Annotated in this window: 23 protein-coding genes; 10 read left to right on the forward strand and 13 right to left on the reverse strand. The window is 71.7% G+C overall.

The window, feature by feature from the left end; translation table 11 throughout:
• Positions 1 to 55 precede the first annotated feature (55 nt).
• From ACZ7EC_RS29500 to ACZ7EC_RS29520, 5 genes are all read right to left on the reverse strand, one after another.
• Positions 56 to 1,045: a zinc-dependent alcohol dehydrogenase family protein gene (locus ACZ7EC_RS29500; protein WP_471067307.1), complete on the reverse strand. Its 990-nt coding sequence runs from the start codon at positions 1,043 to 1,045 to the stop codon at positions 56 to 58.
• Positions 1,042 to 1,866 carry a carbohydrate ABC transporter permease gene (locus ACZ7EC_RS29505; protein ID WP_471067309.1) on the reverse strand — a complete coding sequence of 275 codons (825 nt, stop codon included), beginning with the start codon at positions 1,864 to 1,866 and terminating at the stop codon, positions 1,042 to 1,044. Before ACZ7EC_RS29505 ends, ACZ7EC_RS29500 begins: the two co-directional genes overlap by 4 nt.
• Positions 1,863 to 2,798, reverse strand: a complete 936-nt coding sequence (locus ACZ7EC_RS29510; protein WP_471067311.1) for a carbohydrate ABC transporter permease — start codon at positions 2,796 to 2,798, stop codon at positions 1,863 to 1,865. Before ACZ7EC_RS29510 ends, ACZ7EC_RS29505 begins: the two co-directional genes overlap by 4 nt.
• The gene (locus ACZ7EC_RS29515) at positions 2,795 to 4,165 is read right to left on the reverse strand and encodes an ABC transporter substrate-binding protein (protein ID WP_471067313.1); all 1,371 of its coding nucleotides are present in this window, start codon (positions 4,163 to 4,165) and stop codon (positions 2,795 to 2,797) included. The genes ACZ7EC_RS29510 and ACZ7EC_RS29515 overlap by 4 nt, the downstream gene beginning before the upstream one ends.
• An 81-nt stretch (positions 4,166 to 4,246) precedes the next feature.
• Positions 4,247 to 5,014 (reverse strand): DeoR/GlpR family DNA-binding transcription regulator, encoded by a 768-nt coding sequence (locus ACZ7EC_RS29520; RefSeq protein ID WP_397987324.1) that lies wholly within the window; start codon positions 5,012 to 5,014, stop codon positions 4,247 to 4,249.
• Positions 5,015 to 5,492: 478 nt separating this feature from the next.
• Between ACZ7EC_RS29520 and ACZ7EC_RS29525 the strand changes: the two genes are divergently transcribed.
• Both ACZ7EC_RS29525 and ACZ7EC_RS29530 read left to right on the forward strand, forming a co-directional pair.
• Positions 5,493 to 6,656: a hypothetical protein gene (locus ACZ7EC_RS29525; RefSeq protein WP_471067453.1), complete on the forward strand. Its 1,164-nt coding sequence runs from the start codon at positions 5,493 to 5,495 to the stop codon at positions 6,654 to 6,656.
• A gap of 249 nt (positions 6,657 to 6,905) precedes the next feature.
• Entirely contained in the window at positions 6,906 to 7,703 is a 798-nt protein-coding gene (locus ACZ7EC_RS29530; RefSeq protein ID WP_471067315.1) for an HAD family acid phosphatase, read from the forward strand.
• Positions 7,704 to 7,763: 60 nt separating this feature from the next.
• Here ACZ7EC_RS29530 and ACZ7EC_RS29535 read toward each other — a convergent pair whose 3' ends face one another.
• The 3 genes from ACZ7EC_RS29535 to ACZ7EC_RS29545 form a co-directional block, all read right to left on the reverse strand.
• Positions 7,764 to 9,221, reverse strand: a complete 1,458-nt coding sequence (locus tag ACZ7EC_RS29535; RefSeq protein WP_471067317.1) for a peptidoglycan D,D-transpeptidase FtsI family protein — start codon at positions 9,219 to 9,221, stop codon at positions 7,764 to 7,766.
• 95 nt (positions 9,222 to 9,316) lie between these two features.
• On the reverse strand, positions 9,317 to 9,787 hold the full coding sequence (locus ACZ7EC_RS29540) for a GNAT family N-acetyltransferase (RefSeq protein ID WP_471067319.1): 471 nt from the start codon (positions 9,785 to 9,787) through the stop codon (positions 9,317 to 9,319).
• A gap of 76 nt (positions 9,788 to 9,863) precedes the next feature.
• A complete protein-coding gene (locus ACZ7EC_RS29545; RefSeq protein ID WP_471067320.1) occupies positions 9,864 to 10,634 on the reverse strand; it encodes an IclR family transcriptional regulator in 771 nt (256 codons plus the stop codon).
• A 135-nt stretch (positions 10,635 to 10,769) separates the two neighbouring features.
• Here ACZ7EC_RS29545 and ACZ7EC_RS29550 point away from each other — a divergent pair, with 135 nt between their 5' ends.
• The 3 genes from ACZ7EC_RS29550 to ACZ7EC_RS29560 all read left to right on the forward strand — a co-directional run bounded on the left by ACZ7EC_RS29550 (position 10,770) and on the right by ACZ7EC_RS29560 (position 13,231).
• Positions 10,770 to 11,273, forward strand: coding sequence for a GNAT family N-acetyltransferase (locus ACZ7EC_RS29550; protein ID WP_471067321.1), 504 nt, complete (start codon positions 10,770 to 10,772; stop codon positions 11,271 to 11,273).
• Between the two features lie 75 nt (positions 11,274 to 11,348).
• Positions 11,349 to 12,068, forward strand: coding sequence for a DsbA family oxidoreductase (locus ACZ7EC_RS29555; protein ID WP_471067323.1), 720 nt, complete (start codon positions 11,349 to 11,351; stop codon positions 12,066 to 12,068).
• A gap of 110 nt (positions 12,069 to 12,178) precedes the next feature.
• Positions 12,179 to 13,231, forward strand: a complete 1,053-nt coding sequence (locus ACZ7EC_RS29560) for an aminotransferase class V-fold PLP-dependent enzyme (protein ID WP_471067325.1) — start codon at positions 12,179 to 12,181, stop codon at positions 13,229 to 13,231.
• Between the two features lie 72 nt (positions 13,232 to 13,303).
• Here ACZ7EC_RS29560 and thpD read toward each other — a convergent pair whose 3' ends face one another.
• From thpD to ACZ7EC_RS29585, 5 genes are all read right to left on the reverse strand, one after another.
• Entirely contained in the window at positions 13,304 to 14,197 is an 894-nt protein-coding gene (thpD, locus tag ACZ7EC_RS29565) for an ectoine hydroxylase (RefSeq protein ID WP_471067327.1), read from the reverse strand.
• 6 nt (positions 14,198 to 14,203) lie between these two features.
• Entirely contained in the window at positions 14,204 to 14,614 is a 411-nt protein-coding gene (locus tag ACZ7EC_RS29570; protein ID WP_397986574.1) for an ectoine synthase, read from the reverse strand.
• Between the two features lie 54 nt (positions 14,615 to 14,668).
• The gene (ectB, locus tag ACZ7EC_RS29575; protein ID WP_471067329.1) at positions 14,669 to 15,940 is read right to left on the reverse strand and encodes a diaminobutyrate--2-oxoglutarate transaminase; all 1,272 of its coding nucleotides are present in this window, start codon (positions 15,938 to 15,940) and stop codon (positions 14,669 to 14,671) included.
• A gap of 13 nt (positions 15,941 to 15,953) precedes the next feature.
• Entirely contained in the window at positions 15,954 to 16,472 is a 519-nt protein-coding gene (gene ectA / locus ACZ7EC_RS29580; RefSeq protein ID WP_471067331.1) for a diaminobutyrate acetyltransferase, read from the reverse strand.
• 408 nt (positions 16,473 to 16,880) lie between these two features.
• A complete protein-coding gene (locus ACZ7EC_RS29585) occupies positions 16,881 to 17,981 on the reverse strand; it encodes a pyridoxal-phosphate-dependent aminotransferase family protein (RefSeq protein WP_471067333.1) in 1,101 nt (366 codons plus the stop codon).
• 157 nt (positions 17,982 to 18,138) lie between these two features.
• On the opposite strand from ACZ7EC_RS29585, the gene ACZ7EC_RS29590 reads away from it, so the two are divergent.
• The 5 genes from ACZ7EC_RS29590 (at position 18,139) to ACZ7EC_RS29610 (ending at position 22,817) form a co-directional block, all read left to right on the forward strand.
• Complete coding sequence (locus ACZ7EC_RS29590) at positions 18,139 to 18,981, forward strand: basic amino acid ABC transporter substrate-binding protein (RefSeq protein ID WP_471067335.1); 843 nt, start codon at positions 18,139 to 18,141, stop codon at positions 18,979 to 18,981.
• Between the two features lie 4 nt (positions 18,982 to 18,985).
• Positions 18,986 to 19,819, forward strand: coding sequence for an amino acid ABC transporter permease (locus tag ACZ7EC_RS29595; protein ID WP_471067337.1), 834 nt, complete (start codon positions 18,986 to 18,988; stop codon positions 19,817 to 19,819).
• The gene (locus ACZ7EC_RS29600; protein WP_471067339.1) at positions 19,816 to 20,604 is read left to right on the forward strand and encodes an amino acid ABC transporter ATP-binding protein; all 789 of its coding nucleotides are present in this window, start codon (positions 19,816 to 19,818) and stop codon (positions 20,602 to 20,604) included. The genes ACZ7EC_RS29595 and ACZ7EC_RS29600 overlap by 4 nt, the downstream gene beginning before the upstream one ends.
• 23 nt (positions 20,605 to 20,627) lie before the next feature.
• The gene (locus ACZ7EC_RS29605) at positions 20,628 to 21,719 is read left to right on the forward strand and encodes an amidohydrolase family protein (RefSeq protein WP_471067341.1); all 1,092 of its coding nucleotides are present in this window, start codon (positions 20,628 to 20,630) and stop codon (positions 21,717 to 21,719) included.
• A 159-nt stretch (positions 21,720 to 21,878) separates the two neighbouring features.
• Positions 21,879 to 22,817, forward strand: a complete 939-nt coding sequence (locus ACZ7EC_RS29610) for an SCO1860 family LAETG-anchored protein (protein ID WP_471067343.1) — start codon at positions 21,879 to 21,881, stop codon at positions 22,815 to 22,817.
• The last annotated feature ends 57 nt before the right edge of the window (positions 22,818 to 22,874 follow it).

Consider the following 22,874-nt stretch of genomic DNA (forward strand, 5'->3'; position numbering starts at 1 on the left):
TTCCCTTACCACCGGCATCACCCCTCGCTCAGGGCCCACCCGCACGGCACGACCGTCACGGCACCACGACGATCTTCCGGCCCACCCCCGCCGCGAATTGCTCCAGCGCCTGCGGGTACCGCTCCAGCGGGAGCCGGTCGCTGATGAAGACGTCCGGGTCGAGGACGCCGCCCGCGAAGAGTTCCGCCGCCCGCTCGTAGCTGTGCAGCACCGCCATCGAACCGGTGATGGTGATCTCCTGGTTGTAGATGCGGTACGGGTCGATCTGCACACGGGTGGCGTAGTCGGCGACCCCGAACTGGAGGAACGTGCCCGCCTTCGCCACCCGGCCCAGACCGTCCTGGATCGCCGCCGCGTTGCCCGTCGCGTCCACCACCACGTCCCAGCCGCCCGGCCGGTCGAGTTCGTCCGCGCCGGACGCCGCGCCCGAGACGCCGAGCAGCCGGGCCGTGTCCAGCCGGGCCGGGTTCAGGTCCACCATGTCCACGCTGGCCGCGCCGGTGCGCTTGGCCAGCTCCAGCATCATCAGGCCCATGGTTCCGGAGCCGTAGATCAGGACGTGGGCGCCGAGCCGGGAGCGCAGCACGTCGTAGCCGCGCACCGCGCAGGACAGCGGTTCGATCAGGGCCGCGTCCTCGGTGCGCACGTGCTCGGGCAGCTTGACGCAGTTGGCGACGGGGGCGACGGCGTACTGCGCCGCCCCGCCGGCCGTGGTCACGCCGATCGCGGCCCAGCGTTCGCACAGGTTGTTGTGGCCGCTGCGGCAGTAGCGGCACTCGTAGCAGTACAGGGACGGGTCGACGGCCACCCGGTCGCCGGTCGTCACCTCGGTGACCTGAGCGCCGGTGGCGACCACCGTGCCGGCGAACTCGTGGCCCGGCACGATCGGCAGCTTGGGCGCGAACTCGCCCTGGAGGATGTGCAGATCGGTGCCGCACAGCCCGCACGCGGCGACCTCGACGACGACCTCGCGGGGTCCCGGCGTCGGGTCGGGGACCTCGGTGACGACGGCACGGCCCACGGACTCGATGACGGCGGCCTTCATTTCACGGCTCCCAACGACAGGCCCTGGACCAGCTTGTCCTGGGCGGCGAACCCCGCGGCGAGCACCGGCAGGGAGATGACGAGCGACGCGGCGCACACCTTGGCCAGGAACAGGCCTTGGCTGGTGATGAAGCCGGTCAGGAAGACGGGCGCGGTCTCGGCGACCACGCCGGTGAGCACACGGGCGAACAGCAGCTCGTTCCAGCTGAAGATGAAGCAGATCAGCGCCGTCGCCGCGATGCCGGGCAGCGCGATGGGGGCGACGACACGGGCGAGGATCGTCGGCAGCCGGGCGCCGTCCACCCGAGCCGCCTCGATGACCGCGACCGGCACCTCGGCGAGGAAGGACTGCATCATCCACACCGCGATCGGCAGGTTCATCGCGGTGTAGAGGACGACCAGCAGCCAGATGTTGTCGAGCGTCCCGGTGTCCTTGGCGAACAGGTAGATCGGCAGCAGTCCCGCGACGGCCGGGAGCATCTTCGTGGACAGGAAGAAGAACAGCACGTCCGTCCACTTGCGCACCGGCCGGATCGACAGCGCGTAGGCGGCGGGCAGCGCGAGCAGCAGCACGCACAGCGTGGACACCACCGACGCCACACCGGAGTTGATCAGCGCGGGCCAGGGGCTCGCCCCGCCGCCGACGCCGAAGAACTCGCGGTAGCCGTCCAGGGTGAGGGCGGCGCCGAAGGACGGAGGGTTGGTCGCCGCGTCCTGCTCGGAGTGGAAGGACGTCAGCGCCATCCAGGCGATGGGCAGGAAGAACACGATGCCGGCCAGCCAGGCCACGAGACCCAGACCGTGGCGTTTCAGGGCGGTCATGAGCGGGCCACCTCCTCGCGGAACAGGGACGAGACCACGCGCAGGGCGAAGGTCGCGATGACGAGGGAGCCGATGACGACCAGGACGCCCGCGGCCGAGGCGAGGCCGTTCTCGTGCGCCTGGTAGAAGCTCTGGTAGACGGTGTACGGCAGGTTCGCCGTGCCGAGGCCCCCGGAGGTGATGGTGAACACCGCGTCGAAGTTCTGCACGATGTAGATCGAGCCGAGCAGCGCGCCCAGTTCGAGGTAGCGGCGCAGGTGGGGCAGGGTGAGATGGCGGAAGATCTGCCAGTCGCCCGCGCCGTCCACCCGAGCCGCCTCGATCTGCTCCCGGTCCCGGCTCTGCAGTCCGGCCAGCAGGATCAGCATCATGAACGGCGTCCACTGCCACACCAGGGATGCCTCCACCGCGAGCAGCGGGGTGCGCGAGATCCAGTCCGGCTGGGGGCCGCCCACGTAGTGCAGCAACCCGTTGAGCAGGCCGTACTCGGGGTTGTAGAGCACGTGTTTCCACAGCAGCGCGGCGGCCACCGGCACCACCAGGAAGGGCGCGATCAGCAGGGTGCGGACGATGCCCCGGCCCGCGAAGCGCCGGTCCAGGAGCAGGGCGAGGAGCAGTCCCAGCACCAGGCTGGCCAGCACCACGGCGACCGTGAGCAGCACGGTCGTCCAGACCGAGTGGCGCAGGTCCGCGTCGGTGAGCACCTGGCGGTAGTTGGCGAAGCCGGTGAAGCGGCGGGCCTTGGGGTAGAGGGCGTTCCAGTCGAAGAACGAGATCACCAGCGTGGCCACGAACGGCAGCTGGGTGACCGCGATCATGAAGACGAGGGCGGGGAGCAGCGGGGCCCGTGTGGCCCAGGCGCGCAGCCGGGCCGGGGGCCGTCGCAGCGGCCGGGCGGGGGCGGCCGCGTAGGGGGCCGTGGTGGTGGTCATCGTCCCTCGTACTCCTTGGCGATCTTCTCGGCGAGCTGCTGGGACTTCTTCAGGGCCGTGCCGACGGACTGGCGTCCGGCGATGGCCGCGCTGATCTCCTGGGAGACCCTGGTGCCGAGGTCGGTGAACTCGGGGATGTCGACGAACTGGATGCCAGGCGCGGGCCGCGGCTGCACGCCGGGGTCGTTCGGGCGGCTGCTCTCGATGGCCTTGCGGGTCATCTCCTGGAAGGCGGCGGCCGATTGCCGGTAGTCGGGGTTCTCGTACGTCGAAGCCCGTTTGCCCGCGGGCACGTTCGGCCAGCCGCTGGTCTCGCCGACCAGCTGCTCGTACTGCTTGCCCGACGCCCAGGAGACGAACTTCCATGCCTTGTCGGGGTTGCGGGAGGCGTGCTGGATGCCCCAGGCCCAGGTGTAGAGCCAGCCGGAGGACGCGGTCCGCTCGACGGGGGCGGGAGCGTAGCCGAGCTTGCCCTTCACCGGGGACCCCTTCGCCTCCAGGGAGCCGGCCGCGGAGGTGGCGTCGTACCACATGGCGACCTTGCCCTGCGTCATGTCGTTCAGGCACTCCGCGAACCCGGACTGCGCGGCCCCGGACTCGCCGTGCGAGCGGACCAGGCCGACGTAGAACTTCGTCGCCTTCTCGAAGGCGGGCGAGTCCAGCCGGGCCTTCCAGTCCTTGTCGAACCAGGTGCCGCCGAAGGTGTTCACGACCGTGGTCAGCGGTGCCGCCATCTCGCCCCAGCCGGGCAGCCCGCGCAGGCAGATGCCCCGCATGCCGGGCTTCGCGCCGTCCACCTTCGCGGCGAGGTCGGCCACCTGCTGCCAGGTGGGGTGGGCGGGCATGGTCAGGCCCTTCGCCGCGAACACGTCCTTGCGGTACATCAGGAAGGACGACTCGCCGTAGAAGGGCTGCCCGTAGAGCTTGCCGTCGTCGCCGGTGAGGGACTGCCGCATCGGCGCGAGGACGTCCTTCTCGTCGTACGACGGGTCCTTCGCCACGTAGGCGTCCATCGGGCGCAGCCAGCCGTTGCGGGCGTAGATCGGGATCTCGTAGTTGGAGAGGGTGGCGACGTCGTACTGGCCCGCCTGGTTGGCGAAGTCCTGGCTGATCTTGTCGCGGACGTCGTTCTCCGGCAGCACGGTGAAGTTCACCTTGATGCCGGTCTCCTTGGTGAAGTGCGAGACGGTGAGCTTCTGGAGCTCCACCATCTGGGGATTGTTGACCATCAGTACGTTGATCGAGTCGCCACCGGATCCGCCGCCCCCCGCGCCGACCCAGCAGCCGGACAGCAGGGGGGTGAGCAGCGTCCCTGCGGTGGCCAGGACGAGCATGGCTCGTGGCCTCCGTCGGCTCGGGGTGCGCATGGATCACTCCTGGATGTATGGGGAGATAAGGGGTGTTCGGTGGGCGGGGCACGCCCACGGGTGGGACGGGGGCCGGGTAACTCAGACCCGGATGACCTGCGGGCCCAGCAGGGCGTAGCGGTGGGCCTCGGCCGCGGGGAGCAGGGTGCTGGTCACGATCGCCTCCAGCGCGCCGACATCCGCGAACCGGCAGAAGCTCGCCGCGCCGAACTTGGTGTGCACGCCCGCGAACACGGTGCGCCGCGCCGCCCGCAGCGCCCGCGCCTTGACCTCGCCGACCGCCGGATCGGGCGTGGTCAGGCCGTGTTCACGGGAGATGCCGTTGGCGCCCACATAGGCGAGGTCGAGGACGAAGCCGGACAGCATCGTCGTCGTCCAGTGGTCCACGGTGGCCAGCGTGCCGGCCCGCACCCGGCCGCCGAGGAGCAGCACCTGGATGTGGTCCGTCCCGGCGAGGGCGCCCGCGACCGGCAGGGACGCGGTGACCACGGTCAGCGGCCGGTCCCTCGGCAGGGCCTCGGCGATGAGCTGCGGGGTGAAGCCCTCGTCGACGAAGACGGTCTCGGCGTCGCCCAGCAACTCGGCCGCCGCGGCGGCGATCCGCCGCTTCTCGGGCACCTGGCTGGTGGCCCGGAAGGCCAGCGTGGTCTCGAAGCCGGCGCTCTCCACCGGGTAGGCCCCGCCATGGGTGCGGCGGATCAGCCCGTGGTCCTCCAGAGCGCGCAGATCGCGCCGGACGGTCTCCTTGGCCACGCCCAGCCGGGCGGCGAGCGCGGTGACATCGACCGCACCGGTGGCCCGCGCGGCCCGCACGATCTCGCGCCGGCGTTCCTCCGCCGTTCCGGTCATCTCGTCACCCGCCTCCCCGCGGAACTGCCCGTTCGGGCCCATGGGGGAAGTTGTACCGCCGGTCCGCCGCTCTGACCAGGCTTGTTGCCCGACCGATGCTGCCCGCTTGGGCCCGTTTGCCAGGCGCGGTGCCCGCCGCGGACCTGCGCGGCGGCGGCGGACGGAGAGGAAACGGGCGGTCCGTATGCCCGGATGCGGCGGCGTACGGGCCCGTTCGGCGCCCGTATGCCCGTTCCGGCGTTGGCGCGGTGCGGCTGCGGTGCGGTTCCGTGCGGCTCGGTACGGCGCGGCACGGTTCCCTGCTGTCGCGTGCGGCCCAGGGGCGGCCGGACCGGCGGCTCGGTGACGAAGCGGCCACCCAGCAGCCGGTCGGCGGGGCGGTGTTCCCCGTCCTTGACCCTCCCCTGCGGGGCCCTTAGCGTGAGGCCGTTCATGAATATGGACGACGGTCACAAGAATGTGCGCTGGAGGAGTCCGGGTGAAGGCCGCCGCGTTCGTCTATCCCTGGGACGTCAACGGGGACCCCGGCGCCCCCGCCCGCATCGCCGGCCTCGGCGTCGAACAGGTGACCCTCGCCGCCGCCTACCACTCCACCCGCGCCCTGACCCCGCGCCACCCCCGCCACCGCATCGTCACCGCCGAACACGCGGCCGTCCTCTACCCGCCGGGCGACCGCTGGACCGGCCGCGCGCTGCGCCCCCGCCCGGCCGGCCGCTGGGCCCCCGGCGACGCCCACGGCGAGGCCGCGCGGGCGCTCGCCGACGCCGGTCTCGCCGTCCACACCTGGGTGGTGCTCGCGCACAACTCCCGCCTGGGCGCGGAGCATCCGGACACCTCCGTCGTCAACGCCTACGGCGACCGCTACCCCTGGGCGCCCTGCATCGCCCAGGAGCCCACCCGCGCCTACCTCACCGACCTCGCCGCCGAGGCCGCGGTGCGCCCCGGCGCGCGGGGCACCGAGCTGGAGTCCCTCGGCTGGTACGGACTGCCGCACCTGCACGCCCACGACAAGATCTCCGGTGTGCCCCTGGGCGAGGCCGGGGAGTACCTGATGTCCCTGTGCTTCTGCTCCTCCTGCCGCACGGGCTACGGCGAACACGGCCTGGATGCCGATGGGTTGGCCGCGGCCGTGCGGGCCGCGCTGGAGCCGCTGTGGCGGGGCGCGGCGGCCGACCGCGGGCTGCCGATGGCGGCGGAACTCCTCGGCGAGGAACGGGCCGCCGCCGTCCGGGCCTGGCGGAACACGGCCGCCCGCACCCTCCAGGAGCGGGCCGTGGCCGCCGTACGCGCCGCCGCGCCCGCCGGGTTCCAGGTCCTGCTGCACGCCGACCCCGTCCCCGAGCACTGCGGCGCGAACGCGGGCGTCGATCCCGCCCACATCCTCTCCGTGGCCGACGGCGTCGTGGTCCCCTGCACGGCGGGCACGGCCCTGCTCGCGCCCTTCGCCGCGCACGCGGGCGAGCGGCACGTGCTGGCCGCCAACTTCACCGTGGTCTCCGGGATGGGCGGCAGCCCCCGCACCCTCGCGGCGGACGCGGCCCGCGCACGGGCGGCCGGAGCCACCGAACTGCGGCTGTACCACGCGGGGTTGGCATCGGACGGTGATCTCGCGGCGGTGCGCGAGGCGCTGGCGGCGCGCTGAAGGAGCGGGACCGCCGCCGGCCCGGCGAGGCCGTGGCGGGGCGACCGCACCACGCGACCGGCCACGCCCACGCCCCCGGCCCGCGCTCTCCCGACCACCGCCCGGAGTCCGGAGTTCCGGCGGTGATCGCGCATGGCCGGAAAAAGACGTCCGTATCGATCGGGTAACAGGGCTCGCGATACCGCTAGTTATGCGCGTAGACAATCCGTGACCTGGTCAATCACTCTAGCCACCAGATCCGGAGATTCCATGCGGAAGTCCCTCAGAGCGGCCGCCGCCGGCGCCGCCTGTGTCGTCGCCGGTGCCGCCCTGTACGGCGCGGGCGCGGCCACGGCCGGCCAGTCGACGGCCGACTCCACGCACGAGCCCTACAACATCGGGCTCCTGACGAAGGACATCGACACCTACTACGGCACCACCGCCGACAGCGAGGGCGTCTACCAGGCGTCGCCGACCAGCCCGTACGCCGAGGACCTGGCGCGGATCGACGCGGACGCCAAGAAGTACATCGACCGGGCCGCCCGTACCGCGCGTGCGCACCACCAGAAGCCCGCCGTCATGTTCGACATCGACGACACGCTGCTGCTGAGCCTCGACTACGAGAAGCGCAACAACTACGGCTACAGCTCGGCCACCTGGAACGCCTACGTCAACCAGGCCAACCGCCCCGCCGTCTTCGGCAGCCCCGAGCTGGTGCGGTACGCCGCGGCCAAGGGCGTCACGGTCTTCTACAACTCCGGTCTCACCGAGGCCCAGCGTGCCGCCGCGGTCGCCAACCTGAAGAAGGTCGGCGCCGACGTCAACCTGGACGCCGCCCACATGTTCCTCAAGGACTCGGCCAACCCGCCGGCCTACCTGAAGGACTGCGCCACGCCGGGCACCTGGACGTGCACGACCGTCCAGTACAAGGCGGGCACCCGCAAGCACATCGAGCAGGACCTCGGCTACCGGATCATCGCCGACTTCGGCGACCAGTACTCGGACCTGGACGGCGGCTACTCCGGCCGTACCTACAAGCTGCCGAACCCCACGTACTTCGTCGGCTGAGGTCTCCCGGACCTCCGGCGGAAGCGCACCGGTGCCCGCCCGGCACCGGTGCGCTCGCGCTCACTTCTTCAGCGCCGCCGCCATCATCGCCCGCGCCACCGGCGCCGCCAGCCCGTTGCCGCTGACCTCCGAGCGCGCCGCGTCCGACTGCTCGACCATCACCGCGACGGCCACCTCCTTGCCGGTGCTGTCGGACTTGCCGAACGAGGTGAACCAGGCGTACGGCGTCTTGCTGTTGTTCTCGCCGTGCTGCGCGGTGCCGGTCTTGCCGCCGACGGTCACGCCGTCGATCAGCGCGTTGGTGCCGGTGCCGTCCTTGACCACCGTCTCCATGGCGGACTGGAGCTGGGCCGCGGTCCGGGCGCTGATGATCCGCTTGGAGCCGGTGTCGGCGTCGTAGTCGTGCACCACGTTGCCGCCGCTGTCCACGGTCCGGGACACCATGTGCGGCGAGGGCAGCTCGCCACCGTTGGCGATGGCCGCGGAGACCATGGCCATCTGGAGCGGGGTCGCGGTGACGTTGTACTGCCCGATGCCGGTCAGCCCGGTCGAGGACGCGTTCATGTCCTTCGGGTACACGCTCGGGTAGGCGCGCACCGGCACGTCCTGGTGGTCGTCGTTGAAGCCGTACTTCTCGGCCATCGCCCGCACCTTGTCCTGGCCGAGATCGACGGCCATCTTGGCGAAGACGTTGTTGCAGGAGTACTGGAGCGCCACCCGGATCGGGGCGTCGCGGCACGGCGCCGAGCGGTTCTCGTTGTGCATGTCGGTCACCGTGCCCGGCAGCCGGTACGGATCGGGGCTGTCGGTGTGCTCGTCCACGCTCTTGTACAGCCCGCTCTCCAGCGCGGCGGAGGCCACGACCAGCTTGAAGGTCGAGCCGGGCGGCAGCGGCTGGCGCAGCGCCCGGTTGGTCAGCGGCTTGTCCCGGTCCGCGTTCAGCTGCTTCCAGGCGCCGCCGGCCGTGTTCGCGTCGGTGAGCGCCGAGGGGTCGTACGACGGCGTCGAGACCGCGGCCAGGATGCGGCCGGTCTTCGGGTCGATGGCCACGGCCCCGCCCTTCTTGCCGCCGAGCGCGTCATAGGCGGCCTTCTGCACCGCCGGGTCGATGGTGGTGACCACGTCGCCGGGGTCGGCCCGCCCGCCGGTGAGGGTGTCCATCACCGTCTTCAGACCCGGATCCGTGCCGTTGAGCAGATCCGCGTAGATGCCCTCCAGCTGGGTGGGCGCGTACGCCTGCGAGGCATAGCCGGTCACCGCCGCGTACAGCTTGCCGTCCTTGTAGGTGCGTTTGTAGGCGAGGTCGCCCCCCTTGGTCCGGGCCGAGCCGGTGATGGCGTTTCCGGCCACGATGATGTTCCCGAGCGGCTGCGAGTACGTCTCGATCGCGTTGCGCCGGTTGTTCGTGTCGTCCGCGAGGGCCTCGCCGTCGTAGAACTGCACCCAGGTCGCCCTGGCCAGCAGCGCGACCACGAGCAGCAGTGTGAAGACGGCGGCCCGCCTGATCGTCTTGTTCATCCCGCACCGAAGACGATCGGAAAGGGCACGGACGTTCCCCGTCGGGCGCATTTCTCATGTCCTGTTCATCCCGAGCGCCCCCGTTCATCCCGTTCTCACGCGTCCAGGAGAAGCACGATCTCCTCGATCTCCTCGCCCCGGCCGTTGGCGAAGCCCCGTGCCCGGACGGTCTCGCGGAAGCCGCACTTGGCCAGGACCCGCAGCGAGGCGGCGTTGTCGGCCGCCGCCCGCGCGTAGAGCGGCCGCTCGGGGACCTCGGCGAGCAGGGCGCGCAGCGCGGCCGTCGCCACGCCCCGGCCCCAGAGGGCGCGGTCGATCCAGTACGTCACCTCGCGCTCGCCGGGCTCCCCGTAGACCGCCGCGCTGCCCGCCACCCGCCCGTCGGCCACCACCGTGCGCAGGACGTCGCCGGAGGCCCGGATCCGTTTGAACCGGGCCTCGAAGGCGTGCCGGTCGGCCGGGTCCGGGGGGCCGAACGCGGCCATCCGAAGGGACACGGGGTCGGTCATCTGCCGGAAGAACACCGGCAGGTCCTCGTCGTGAACGCTCCGCAGCACGATCTCCATGGGGCCCGAGACTACGGCGGCGCGACCGCCGCGCCGGGGCCCGCCGCGCCCGGCTCGCCTTCCGGCGCGCCCGCGCTCAGAGCCTGCGCGTCGCCAGGGCCAGCCGGTCGCGGGCCTCGAACAGCGCGTCCCTGATGGCCTGTTCACGGGCGGGGGTCAGCCGTGCCACCGGCACCGAGCAGCTGACGGCGTCGCGGGCGGGGGTGCGGTACGGGATCGCCACGCCGAAGCAGCGCAGCCCCGCCGTGTTCTCCTCGCGGTCGACGGCGAAGCCCTGTTCCCGCACCCGGCGCAGCTCCCCGATCAGCTGCTCCCGATCGGTGACGGTGTGCTCGGTGAGCGCGGGCAGCTCCGGCGGCAGCAGCGCGCGCACCTGTTCGTCGGGGTACGTGGCGAGGATCGCCTTGCCGAGGGAGGTGGAGTGGGCGGGGAGGCGGCGCCCGACGCGGGTGAAGGGGCGCAGGTGGTGCTGGGAGGGGCGGGTGGCGAGGTAGACCACGCTGGTGCCGTCGAGCCGGGCCAGGTGGATGGTCTCGGTGGTGTCGTCGGCCAGCCGGTCCAGGGCCGGCCGGGCGGCGGCCACCACCTCGTCGCCGTCGATGTACGAGGTGCCCACGAGCAGCGCCCGCACCCCGATGCCGTACCGCGTGCCCGTCGCGTCCGTCTCCACCCAGCCCAGCCCGACCAGCGTGCGCAGCAGCATGTACAGGCTGGACTTGGGATAGCCGACGGCCTCCTGCACGGCCGCGAGGGAGTGCATGCCGGCGCGGCTCGCGAAGTACTCCAGGAGTTCGACCGTCCGTACCGCGGACTTGACCTGCGCCCCGCCTGCCTCGCCTGCCGTCATCGCCCTTGACCCCTCCGCTTCGACGAGGACCGAGATCCGTCCCCTCCGGACCGGAACGTCCGGCCTCGCAGACGGCGTTCAGTGTAAGGAACCCCCCAGGGGAACCACCGGCACGGGCACGGCGTCCCCCGCCCCATGACCAGCGAACCCGCAAGCCCCCTGGAAATCCGCCCCGCGCTGCCCGCCGAGGCCGAGGCCATCACCGCGCTGCACCTGCGGGCGCGTTCCACGTACTACCCGGACGGCGTCCCGCAGGCGGAGACCGACTGGACCGAGGCGTGGCGGGAGGCCGTCGAGCGGCCCGACGGGCGGGTGCTGTGCGCCGTCCGGGAGGGGCGGCTGGTCGGGGTCGCCTCCTTCCGGGCGCCGGAGGGAGCGGACGCGGACACGGTCAAGCTGTTCCAGTTCCACGTCGATCCGGACCACTGGCGGCGCGGCATCGGTACGGCGCTGCACGCGGCCTGTGCCGGGGAGTGGCGGGCGGCCGGGCGGCGTACCGCGGTGCTCGACGTGCACGCGGACAACCTGCGGGCGCAGGGCTTCTACGCCCGGCGGGGCTGGGTGCCGGACCCGGCGAACCCGCCCGCCGAGGGGGACCACCACCTGTTCCTGCGGTACACCGTGCCCTCCGGGGAATGATCCGCGGCATTTGAATGTTCACATACCCGGCGTAGATCGCCTCCGTACCCGTACGACCTGGAAAGAGCCGAAGACATGCGCGTCGAGATCTGGAGCGACATCGCCTGCCCCTGGTGCTACGTGGGCAAGGCCCGCTTCGAGAAGGCGCTCGCCGCCTTCCCGCACCGGGCGGACGTCGAGGTGGTGCACCGCTCCTTCGAGCTGGACCCCGGCCGCGCCAAGGGCGATGTCGAGTCCGTGCTCACCATGCTGACCAGGAAGTACGGCATGAGCGAGGCGCAGGCCGAGGCCGGCGAGGACAACCTCGGTGCCCAGGCCGCCGCCGAGGGCCTGGACTACCGCACCCGAGGCCGCGACCACGGCAGCACCTTCGACATGCACCGCCTGCTCCACCTGGCCAAGGACCGCGGCCGGCAGGACGCGCTGCTCCAGGTCCTGTACCGGGCCAACTTCGCCGAGGAGCGGTCCGTCTTCGCCGAGGGCGACGAGCGGCTGGTCGAGCTGGCCACCGAGGCCGGGCTCGACGCGGCCGAGGCACGCGCGGTGCTCGCCGACCCGCGGGCGTACGCCGACGCCGTGCGCGAGGACGAGCGCGAGGCCGCCGAGCTGGGCGCGAACGGCGTCCCCTTCTTCGTGCTCGACCGGAAGTACGGCGTCTCCGGCGCCCAGCCCGCCGAGGTCTTCACCCGCGCGCTCGGCCAGGCCTGGGGCGAGCGCGCTCCGCTGAAGCCGGTCGATCAGGGGGACGCCGCGGCCTGCGGGCCGGACGGATGCGCGGTGCCGCCGGAGGGCTGACCGGCGGGGGTGCGAAATCGCAGCTCGGCGCGGTCGTATAAGAAGTCCTTGGCCCGTCTCCGTAGCGGGACGCGATGGACGGGGGCCTTCCCGAGCCGCACAGTGGGCTCATGGAGACCTTCGAGAGCCTCGTCCGCGCCGAGTTCCGCCCGGAGAACACCTACCTGAACACCGCGACCAGCGGCCTGCTCCCGGCCCGTACCCTCGCCGCGCTCCAGACGGCGATGGCGATCCGGGCCGAGGGCCGCCCGCTGGACCCGCTGTTCGAGGACGTCGAGCGCGCCCGCGCCGCCTTCGCCCGCCTGGCCGGCGTCCCGGTGAGCCGGGTGGCGGCCGGTCCCTCGGTCGCGGCGCAGACCGGCCTGATCGCGGCCTCCCTGCCCGCGGGCGCCGAAGTCCTCACCGCCGAGGACGACTTCACCTCCGTGGTGAACCCCTTCCATGTGCGCGGCGACCTCAAGGTGCGCGCCGTACCGCTGGAGCGGCTCGCCGAGTCCGTGCGCCCCGGCACCGCGCTGGTCGCGGTCAGCGCCGCGCAGTCCGCCGACGGCCGGATCGCCGACCTGCCCGCCCTGCGTGCCGCGGCCCGCGCCCACGGCGCCCGCACCTACGTCGACTTCTCCCAGGCCGCCGGCTGGCTGCCCATCGAGGCGGACGGCTACGACTACACCGTCGCCACCACCTTCAAGTGGCTGCTCGGCCCGCACGGCGCCGCGTTCCTCGTCGTCCCCGAGGACCTCGGCGGGCTGACCCCGCTGCTCGCGGGCTGGGTCGCGGCCGAGAACCCCTGGGACAGCTGCTACGGCCCGGTCGCCGAACTCGCCCGCTCCGCCCGCCGGTTCGATGTCAGCCCCGGCCTGTTCACCTACAGCGGGGTGTACTCCTCGCTCACGCTGATCGAGGAGCTGGGCGTGGCCGCCGTCCACGCGCACGACCTGGCGCTCGCCGACCGCTTCAGGGAAGGACTCGCCCGGCTGGGGCACGAGCCGCTGCCCGCGCCCGGCTCGGCGATCGTGTCCGTGCCCGGACTCGGCGCGAGGCAGGCCGAGTTGAGCCGCGCCGGCATCCAGGTGTCCGACCGCGCGGGCAGTCTGCGCGCGTCCTTCCACCTGTACAACACGGCGGCGGACGTGGACCGGCTGCTCGGCGCGCTGGCCGGATAGGCCCCTCGGGACATGACCGGGCCGGGCCTCCCGTCCCACACGTGGAGGCCCGGCCCGGTGATCGGGGAGCGCCTACCTCACCGGGGTGAAGTCGCGCGCGCCGATGAACTCCGGCCGGCGCACCGGCGCGGCGAACGGCTCCACCGCCGTGTTCTCCACGCTGTTGAACACGATGAAGACGTTGCTGCGCGGGAACGGCGTGATGTTGTCGCCGGAGCCGTGCATGCAGTTGCAGTCGAACCAGGTGGCCGAGCCCGGCTTGCCGGTGAACAGCTTGATGCCGTACTCGCCGGCCAGCTCGGTGAGCGCTTCGTCGGACGGGGTGCCCGCGTCCTGCATCTGGAGCGACTTCTTGTAGTTGTCCTTGGGCGTCTCGCCGGCGCAGCCCAGGAACGTCTTGTGCGATCCCGGCATGATCATCAGACCGCCGTTGGTGTCGTAGTTCTCGGTCAGCGCGATCGAGACGGACACCGTGCGCATGTTCGGCAGGCCGTCCTCGGCGTGCCAGGTCTCGAAGTCCGAGTGCCAGTAGAAGCCGCTCGCGCCGAAGCCCGGCTTGACGTTGATCCGCGACTGGTGGACGTACACGTCCGAGCCGAGGATCTGCCGGGCCCGGCCGACCACCCGCTCGTCGCGCACCAGGCCCGCGAACACCTCGCTGATCCGGTGCACCTCGAAGACCGAGCGGATCTCCTGGGACGACGGCTCCACGATGGAGCGCTCGTCGAAGCGGATGGCCGGATCGCCGACCAGCCGCTCCAGCTCCCGCCGGTAGACCTCGACCTCGTCGGGCCCGATCAGCTGGTCGACGGCGAGGAAGCCGTCACGCTCGTACGCCTGGAGCTCGGCCGCCGCGATCGGCCCCGGAGTGTCCGGGGAGCCCCACAGGACGGGGTCCTGGCGGGGGACGGTCACCTCGGTGGCGCCGCGGGTCGGGTAGAGGTCCTTCACGGTGGCGGTGGTCATGATTCCTCACACCTCCTCGGGCTCGGGCTCGGTGAGCAGCGGGTAGACGCCGTTCTCGTCGTGGTCCTCCCGCCCGGTCACCGGCGGATTGAACACGCAGACGCAGTGGAAGTCCTCCTTGACACGCAGCGTGTGCCGCTCGTGCCCGTCCAGGAGGTACATGGTGCCGGGCGTGATGGTGTACGTCTTCCCGGTCTCGCGGTCGGTCAGCTCGGCCTCGCCCTTGGTGCAGACGACGGCCTCGATGTGGTTCGCGTACCACATGTGCGTCTCGGTCCCCGCGTACAGGATGGTCTCGTGCACGGAGAAGCCGACCCGCTCCTTGGCCAGGACGATGCGCTTGCTCTCCCAGGTGCCCGACTTCGACTTGACGTGCCGGTCGGTGCCTTCGATGTCCTTGAACGATCGGACGATCACGGTGGTGCTTCCTCCTGGTCGGACGTTGCGGTCAGACGGTGTGCTTCAGGTGGTTCAGGCGGTTTCCCGTACGGCGCGGGCGAGCATGCTCAGACCCTCGTCCAGCTCGTCGGGGGTGATGGTCAGGGCCGGCAGCAGCTTGACGACCTCGCTCTCCGGTCCCGAGGTCTCGATGAGCAGCCCCAGCTCGAAGGCCCGCCGCGCGATGCGCCCGGCGCGGTCCTTGTCGTGGAACTCCATGCCCCACACCAGCCCGCGCCCGCGGTACTCCTTGACGTCGGCGAGGTTCTCCTCGGTGATGGAGATCAGCGCCTGCTCGACCTGCTCGCCGCGGGTGCGGGTCTGCTTCTCCATGGCCGAGCCGTCGGTCCAGTAGGTCTCCAGGGCCGCGGCGGCGGTGACGAACGCGGGGTTGTTGCCGCGGAAGGTGCCGTTGTGCTCGCCCGGCTCCCAGACGTCCAGCTCGGGCTTGAACAGGCACAGCGACATCGGCAGGCCGTAGCCGCTGATGGACTTCGACACCGTGACGATGTCCGGGGTGATCCCGGACTCCTCGAAGGAGAAGAAGGCGCCGGTACGGCCGCAGCCCATCTGGATGTCGTCGACGATCAGCAGCATGTCCTGCCGCTCGCACAGCTCCTTGAGCGCGCGCAGCCACTCGGGCCGGGCCACGTTGATGCCGCCCTCGCCCTGCACGGTCTCCACGATCACGGCGGCGGGCTTGTTCAGACCGGAGCCCTGGTCCTCCAGGAGCCGCTCGAACCACAGGAAGTCCGGGACGGTCCCGTCGAAGTAGTTGTCGAACGGCATCGGGGTGCCGTGCACCAGCGGGATGCCGGCGCCGGCCCGCTTGAAGGCGTTGCCGGTCACCGCGAGCGAGCCCAGGGACATGCCGTGGAAGGCGTTGGTGAAGGACACGATGGCCTCGCGGCCCTTCACCTTCCGGGCCAGCTTCAGCGCCGCCTCCACGGCGTTGGTGCCGGTCGGGCCCGGAAACATGACCTTGTACGGCAGGTCGCGCGGGCGCAGCACCAGGTCCTGGAAGGTCTGGAGGAACGAGCGCTTGGCCGTGGTCGACATGTCCAGGCCGTGGGTGACCCCGTCCCGCGACAGGTAGTCGATCAGCGCCCGTTTGAGTACCGGGTTGTTGTGGCCGTAGTTGAGTGATCCGGCACCGGCGAAGAAGTCGAGGTAGGCATGGCCGTCCTCGTCGTACATCCGGCTGCCCTGCGCGCGGTCGAACACGGTGGGCCAGCCGCGGCAGTAGCTGCGCACCTCGGACTCGAGGGTCTCGAAGACGCTGAGGTCGGGCTGGGTGATGGTCACGGTGATGCGCTCCTCAGTGGGCGGGGGAATCGGTCAACGGGCCGATGCGGTAGAGGACTTCACTGTCGTGCGGGCCGTCCGGGAACAGCTCGGCGGGGAACAGCACCTCGCGGGTGAGGTGCGCGCCGTGCCGCTCGGCGAACGAGGTGAACAGCCGCTCGGAGGCGGTGTTGCCGGGCGTGATGGTGGTCTCGACGCCGGTGATCCCGCGCTCGGCGGCGAGCCGCGCGGTCAGTCCGTCCAGCAGGGCGGCGGCGATGCCGTGACCGCGGTACGCGGAGTCCACGGCGACCTGCCAGACGAGCAGGGTGTCCGGGCGGTCGGGCCGCACGTAGCCGGTGACGAATCCGACGGGCGTGCCGTCCGCACCACGCGCCACCGCCGAGGTGCCGGCGAAGTCCCGGCACCACAGCAGATAGCTGTAGGACGAGTTGAGATCGAGCTTTCCGGAGTCTTTGGCAAGGCGCCAGAGCGCGGCGCCGTCGGCTGTCGCCGGTCGGTCTATGAGTAGGTCTGCGGGTGCGGCAGTCATGCGGCACGAATTTAGCGAGGTGAATTAAGAAATGCACGGCCGCGACTGAGGCATAACTCGACGCGTGGTACAAGATGCCCGAAATGCACCCAGGCAAAATAGGGCAAAGTAGATGCCCTGTGGAGTGTGTCACACGCCTGAAACCATCGGAAACCTCCCGGAAAACTGCCCTGTTTAGCCTCACGGAAAGCGGGCAGAAGACTATGGGAAACTACCGTCCGGGAAATTAGCGGGAATTGTGAAACTAAATTGAATTCAAGCTCCGGTGACGGCATCGATGCATTCACGGAGAAAGTCCGCGCGTCCGTTGCGGCGGGCGTACGCCCCGAGGGAGCGGATCGGCACCCGCGGCCGCACGGCGACGGCCCGCGCCTCGGGGCGCGGGCCGTCGCCGGGAGCCGGTGGCGGTCAGCGCCAGGGCCGCTCCGCGGCCCGGCGCGCGGCGGCGGGGTCCACCGGGGCGCCCTGCGCGGCGAGGGCCGTGCCCAGGGCGGCCAGCGCTGCCTGGACGGCGGACTCGGTGGCGTCCGGGCCGTAGTGGTTGACCCGGATCATCTCCTTGGCCAGGGCGCCGCCGCCCGCGGCCAGCGGGAGTGCGGGATCGGTGGCCAGCGCGGCGGCGACCAGGGCGGAGGCCGTCAGCGCCGGCGGGACGCGCAGGGTGGTGGCGACCGGGGCGGCGTCCGCGGCGTCGGGCACGTACGGCTCCAGGCCGCCGCCGAGGGCCAGCGCACCGGCCCGCGTCGCCTCGGCCGCACGCCGGTGGCGGGCCATCACCGCGTCCAGGCCGACCGCCTCGATCCGCTCCAGGCAGGCGTCCAGCGCCAGCATCTCCAGCTGCGCCGGGGCGTGCGGCAGCGCCGCCCGGCCGGCGTCCAGCCAGCGCTCCTTCCAGTCCAGCAGCGAGAGGTAGGAGCGGCGCGGTGCGTTCGGGTTCGCCGCCATCCGGGCCCAGGCCCGCTCGCTCACCGAGATCGCCGACACGCCCGCCGGGCCGCCCATCGCCTTCTGCGCGCCGATCACGCACAGGTCCACGCCCCACGCGTCCGACAGCACCGGCTCCGCGCCCACCGAGGCGACCGCGTCCAGATAGAACAGCGCGCCCTGCTCCCGTACCGCCTCGCCGATCTCCGCGACCGGGTTGGTGTTGCCGGTCGCCGCCTCCGCGTGCACCAGCGAGACGAAGTCGATCTCCGGGTGCTCGGCGAACGCGGCGCGGATCTGCTCCGCCCGCACCGCCGTGTGGAAGGGGACCGCGATGTCGTACACGGTCGCGCCCGCGTCCCGCAGCCAGTCGCCGAAGGTCTGCCCGTAGGGGCCGGTGATCACGTTCAGCGCCACCGTGCCCGGACCGGCGGCGGCGCGGATCGCGCCCTCCAGCGGCAGCAGGGCCTCGCCCTGGGTGATCAGCACGTCCTGCCGGGTGTCCAGCAGCCGGGCCACCCGGTCCTCGATGGCGGCGAAGCGCCGCGCGGTCAGCGGGGGCAGGTCGAGGAGGGGGTGCGTCACGGTGCTCTCTCTTCGTCGGGCGGTTCGCAGGGGTTGCAGCGGTCTGCTCCCCCCGATCTTAGGTCCAGGCCCCTCAAGGCCATGGGTTTAATTTGAGATACTCAAACATTTCCTTATAATCGGAACCTATCCTTCCCTCTTCAGGAGACTTCCCCCCATGAAAACGCTCCTCGGACGCCGGACCCGCCTGCTGGCCGCCACCACCGCGACCGCGGGCCTCGTGCTCGTCGTGGCGGGCTGCTCCTCCGGCGGCTCGGGGAGCGGGAAGACCGTGGCGGGCGGTGTCCACCTCGCCAAGGCCGGTCAGCTCACCACCTGCACCCACCTGCCCTACCCGCCGTTCCAGTCGGTGGTCGGCGGCAAGGTGCAGGGCTTCGACGTCTCCCTGATCGACCTCGTCGCCAAGGACCTCGGCGTCAAGCAGCAGATCGTGGACACGCCGTTCGAGAACTTCAAGACCGGTGCCTTCCTGAACTCCGGTCAGTGCGACGTCGCCGCCGCCGGTATGACCATCACCCCCGAGCGCGCGAAGAACGTCGACTTCTCCGACCCGTACTTCGAGGCCACCCAGGCCGTGCTGGTCGCCAAGAACAGCGGCATCGACTCGCTGGCCGGCGCCAAGGGCAAGAAGATCGGCGCCCAGGCGCAGACCACCGGCGAGGACTTCGCCAAGAAGAAGGGCCTCGACCCGGTCTCCTTCGCCTCCTCCGACGCGGTCCTCAACGGCCTGCGCACGGGGCAGGTCCAGGCCGTCGTCATCGACTACCCGGTGGTCCAGGGCTGGCTGAAGGACAAGGCCAACGCCGACAAGTTCAAGGTCGTCGACAACCTGAAGACCGGCGAGCAGTACGGCTTCACGGTCAAGAAGGGCAACAAGCCCCTGCTGAAGGCCGTCAACAAGGCCCTCAAGGACGCCAAGGCGGACGGCACCTACAAGAAGATCTACGAGAAGTGGATCGGCCCGTACGACCCCTCCGTCGCCTCCCCGGCCGGTTCCTGACCCGATGGCCGACACGGACACCGGCATCCAGCCGAAGCGCACGGGGCTGACGCGCACGCAGAAGCGCAGGCTCTCGCGCGGCGCCCAGTACGTCCTCCTCGCCGCCGCGGTGATCGCCTTCGCGCTCACCGCGGACTGGGGGCGGCTCCAGAACCAGTTCGCACAGCCCGGCATCGCCAAGCAGCTGTTCCCCGACCTCATCACGGTCGCCCTGAAGAACACGGTGCTGTACACGCTGTCCGGGTTCGTCGTCGGCCTGGCCCTCGCCATGGTCCTGGCCCTGATGCGGCTGTCCTCCGTGGGCCCCTACCGCTGGCTCGCCGGCATCTACATCGAGATCTTCCGCGGCCTGCCCGCGCTGCTGATCTTCATCTTCGTCGGCGTCGGCGTGCCGCTGGCCTTCCCGACCGTCCAGTATCCGGGCGGCACCTACGGCAAGGTCGCCGTCGCGCTCGGCCTGGTCTCCGCCGCCTACATGGCCGAGACCATCCGCGCCGGCATCCAGGCCGTGCCCAAGGGGCAGATGGAAGCGGCCCGTTCGCTCGGGTTCTCGCCCGCGCGGGCCATGGTCTCGATCATCCTGCCGCAGGCCTTCCGCATCATCCTGCCGCCGCTGACCAACGAACTCGTCCAGCTGTTCAAGGACTCCTCGCTGGTGCTGTTCCTCGGCGTCACCCTGGAACAGCGCGAACTGTCCAAGTTCGGCAACGACCTGGCCAGCCAGACCGCCAACTCCACGCCGATCCTGGTCGCGGGCCTGTGCTATCTGCTGATCACGATCCCGCTCGGCCTCGTCGTGCGCCGCATGGAGCGCAAGGCCCTCAAGGAGACCAGGTGACCACCCCCGAGATCCGCCTCCAGGGGCTGCACAAGTCCTTCGGCGACAACCACGTGCTGCGCGGCATCGACCTGGAGATCGGCCAGGGCGAGGTCGTCTGCGTCATCGGCCCGTCCGGCTCCGGCAAGTCCACGCTGCTGCGCTGCGTGAACCTGCTGGAGGAGCCCACCGAGGGGCAGGTCTTCGTCGGCGGCACCGAGGTCACCGACCCGGACGTCGACATCGACGCCGTCCGCCGCCGGATCGGCATGGTCTTCCAGCAGTTCAACCTCTTCCCGCACCTCAACGTCACCGAGAACCTCACCCTGCCGCAGCGCCGGGTGCTGGGCCGGGACAAGGCGACGGCCGCCCGCGTGGCCGCCGAGAACCTGGCCCGCGTGGGCCTCGCGGAGAAGGCCGGCGCCCATCCTTCCGCGCTCTCCGGCGGTCAGCAGCAGCGCGTGGCCATCGCCCGCGCGCTCGCCATGGGCCCCGAGGTGATGCTGTTCGACGAGCCGACCTCGGCGCTCGACCCCGAGCTGGTCGGCGACGTCCTCGCGGTGATGCGGTCCCTCGCGCGGGACGGCATGACGATGATGGTCGTCACCCACGAGATGAGCTTCGCGCGCGAGGTCGCCGACCGGGTCGTCTTCATGGACGGCGGGGTGATCGTGGAGGACGGCCGCCCCGAGCAGGTCATCGGCGCCCCGCGGCACGAGCGCACCCGCCACTTCCTCTCCCGCCTCCTCGACCCGGCGCTGGCCGAGGTGGAGGAGGACCTTCCCGATGCGGGGGGAACCGGCTGAGCCCAGCCCTCTAAGGTGCCGGTATGAGCGATCAGCCGGTGCTGCATGTGAAGGGCAGGGTCCTCGTGACGCCCGAGGACGTACGCGACGAGCTGTGGGTGGTCGGCGGCCGGGTGTCGTACGACCGTCCCGCCGGGGCCCGCGACATCCGGACCGTCGAGGGCTGGGCGCTCCCCGGCCTGGTCGACGCCCACTGCCATGTGGGCCTGGACGCGCACGGCCCGGTCGACGCGGAGACCGCCGAGAAGCAGGCGCTCACCGACCGGGAGGCGGGCACCCTGCTGATCCGGGACGCGGGCTCGCCCTCCGACACCCGCTGGATCGACGACCGCGCCGATCTGCCGAAGATCATCCGGGCCGGCCGGCACATCGCCCGCACCCGCCGCTACATCCGCAACTACGCCTGGGAGATCGAGCCGGACGACCTCGTCGCCTACGTCGCCCGAGAGGCCCGGCGCGGCGACGGCTGGGTCAAGCTGGTCGGCGACTGGATCGACCGCGAGGTGGGCGATCTCTCCCCCTGCTGGCCCCGCGGGGCGGTCGAGGCCGCGATCGCCGAGGCCCACCGCCTCGGCGCCCGCGTCACCGCGCACTGCTTCGCCGAGAACTCGCTGCGCGACCTGGTCGAGGCGGGCATCGACTGCATCGAGCACGCCACCGGCCTCACCGAGGACCTGATCCCGCTGTTCGCAGAGCGGGGCGTCGCCATCGTCCCCACCCTCGTCAACATCGCCACCTTCCCGCGGCTCGCGGCCGGCGGCGAGAGCAAGTTCCCCGCCTGGTCGGCCCATATGCGCCGGCTGCACGAGCGGCGCTACGACACCGTGCGCGCCGCGTACGACGCCGGGATCCCGGTGTTCGTCGGCACCGACGCCGGCGGCTCGCTGCCGCACGGCCTGGTCGCGGCGGAGGTCGCCGAGCTGGTCACCGCGGGCATCCCGACCGTCGAGGCCCTCGCGGCGACCAGCTGGTCCGCGCGCGCCTGGCTCGGGCGGCCCGGCCTGGAGGAGGGCGCGCCCGCGGACCTCGTGGTCTACGCGGAGGACCCGCGGGCCGACGCGGGGGTGCTGGCGGCGCCGCGCCGGGTGGTGCTGAACGGAGCGGTGGTGGAGTAGCGGCGGCGGGCACCGGAGGGAACGCGTGTGCATGGAGATTCGAAGAAGCATGCGAATTTTCCACGTTTGAGTGAAGTGACCGAAGTTCGCTGACCGTTCACCCACACTGACGACAAGGTTGACGGGTCCCAAGCAATTCAAGTGGGGGGTCCCACCGCCTTGAACAGCACCAACTTCCGTATGCCCGTGCGCCGTCTGGCCGCCGCGGCGACCGTCACCGCGCTGGCCACCGCGCCGGCCGTCCTCGGCGCGGGCGCGGCGCACGCGACCGAGAACCCCGGTCGCGCCACCGCCTCCGTCCTGCACACCGGGCTCGACGTGTCCCTGCTCGACAAGTCCGTCGACATCCCGCTCGCCGTCTCCCTCAACGAGGTCAGGGCGCCGCGCAGTGCCGACCGGACCGCCCTGTCCGCACGGCTCGACGGGGTGGCGGGCGGCGACCCGTTCACCGTCCTCAGCGCGGACGTGGCCCAGTCCCGTGCCACCGTCACCGCCCGGCGCGCCGAGGGCTCCGTCCGCCTCGTGCACGCCAAGCTGCACGTCCCCGGCCTGCCCCTGCTGTCCCTGATCGAGGTGGACACCGTCACCGCGCAGGCCACCTGCGAGGTGGGCAAGGTGCCGAGCGCCGACGCGAAGATCCTCGGCACGGTCACCGTCCTCGGCCGCCGGGTCACGATCACCGCCGGCGGCCCGACCGACGTCAAGGTGCCCGGCGTCGGCGAGGTGCGCCTCGACCTCGCGCAGCACGGCACCACCTCCCGTACGGCGGCGGCGACCGCGCTGCAACTGAAGGTGTCCGTCAACCCGCTGAAGCTGAACGTCGCGGACGTCGAGGGCACGGTCACGCTGGCCAAGGCGACCTGCGAGTCCCCGATGGCACCGCCCGCCAAGCCCCCGACGCAGCGCCACGATCCGGGTTCCGGCACCACGTCCGGCGCCGCCCCGGTGTCCGACGTGAAACCGCAGGGCGGCGCCTCGGACACCCACCTCGCGGAGACGGGCGGCAACCCGGCGACGCCGTACATCGCGGGCGGCGCGGTGGCGCTGCTGGCGGTGGGCGGGGGCACGGTGCTGCTGGCGCGCCGCCGCAGGAGCTGACCGACGCGGGGGGCCAGGGGGGGAGGGGAGGGACGGGGACGGGACCGGAGGGGCGGG

It is taken from the genome of Streptomyces sp. NPDC037203, assembly GCF_055605065.1.

Bases quoted from the DNA above. Each gene is read 5' to 3' on its own strand.
- ACZ7EC_RS29505 (WP_471067309.1), bottom strand. From the start codon at position 1,866: ATGACCGCCCTGAAACGCCACGGTCTGGGTCTCGTGGCCTGGCTGGCC.
- ACZ7EC_RS29560 (WP_471067325.1), top strand. From the start codon at position 12,179: ATGGAGACCTTCGAGAGCCTCGTCCGCGCCGAGTTCCGCCCGGAGAAC.
- ACZ7EC_RS29520 (WP_397987324.1), bottom strand. From the start codon at position 5,014: ATGACCGGAACGGCGGAGGAACGCCGGCGCGAGATCGTGCGGGCCGCG.
- thpD (WP_471067327.1), bottom strand. From the start codon at position 14,197: ATGACCACCGCCACCGTGAAGGACCTCTACCCGACCCGCGGCGCCACC.
- ACZ7EC_RS29545 (WP_471067320.1), bottom strand. From the start codon at position 10,634: ATGACGGCAGGCGAGGCAGGCGGGGCGCAGGTCAAGTCCGCGGTACGG.
- ACZ7EC_RS29595 (WP_471067337.1), top strand. From the start codon at position 18,986: ATGGCCGACACGGACACCGGCATCCAGCCGAAGCGCACGGGGCTGACG.
- ACZ7EC_RS29605 (WP_471067341.1), top strand. From the start codon at position 20,628: ATGAGCGATCAGCCGGTGCTGCATGTGAAGGGCAGGGTCCTCGTGACG.
- ACZ7EC_RS29555 (WP_471067323.1), top strand. From the start codon at position 11,349: ATGCGCGTCGAGATCTGGAGCGACATCGCCTGCCCCTGGTGCTACGTG.
- ACZ7EC_RS29550 (WP_471067321.1), top strand. From the start codon at position 10,770: ATGACCAGCGAACCCGCAAGCCCCCTGGAAATCCGCCCCGCGCTGCCC.
- ACZ7EC_RS29515 (WP_471067313.1), bottom strand. From the start codon at position 4,165: ATGCGCACCCCGAGCCGACGGAGGCCACGAGCCATGCTCGTCCTGGCC.
- ACZ7EC_RS29500 (WP_471067307.1), bottom strand. From the start codon at position 1,045: ATGAAGGCCGCCGTCATCGAGTCCGTGGGCCGTGCCGTCGTCACCGAG.
- ectA (WP_471067331.1), bottom strand. From the start codon at position 16,472: ATGACTGCCGCACCCGCAGACCTACTCATAGACCGACCGGCGACAGCC.
- ACZ7EC_RS29540 (WP_471067319.1), bottom strand. From the start codon at position 9,787: ATGGAGATCGTGCTGCGGAGCGTTCACGACGAGGACCTGCCGGTGTTC.
- ACZ7EC_RS29590 (WP_471067335.1), top strand. From the start codon at position 18,139: ATGAAAACGCTCCTCGGACGCCGGACCCGCCTGCTGGCCGCCACCACC.
- ACZ7EC_RS29510 (WP_471067311.1), bottom strand. From the start codon at position 2,798: ATGACCACCACCACGGCCCCCTACGCGGCCGCCCCCGCCCGGCCGCTG.
- ACZ7EC_RS29535 (WP_471067317.1), bottom strand. From the start codon at position 9,221: ATGAACAAGACGATCAGGCGGGCCGCCGTCTTCACACTGCTGCTCGTG.
- ACZ7EC_RS29530 (WP_471067315.1), top strand. From the start codon at position 6,906: ATGCGGAAGTCCCTCAGAGCGGCCGCCGCCGGCGCCGCCTGTGTCGTC.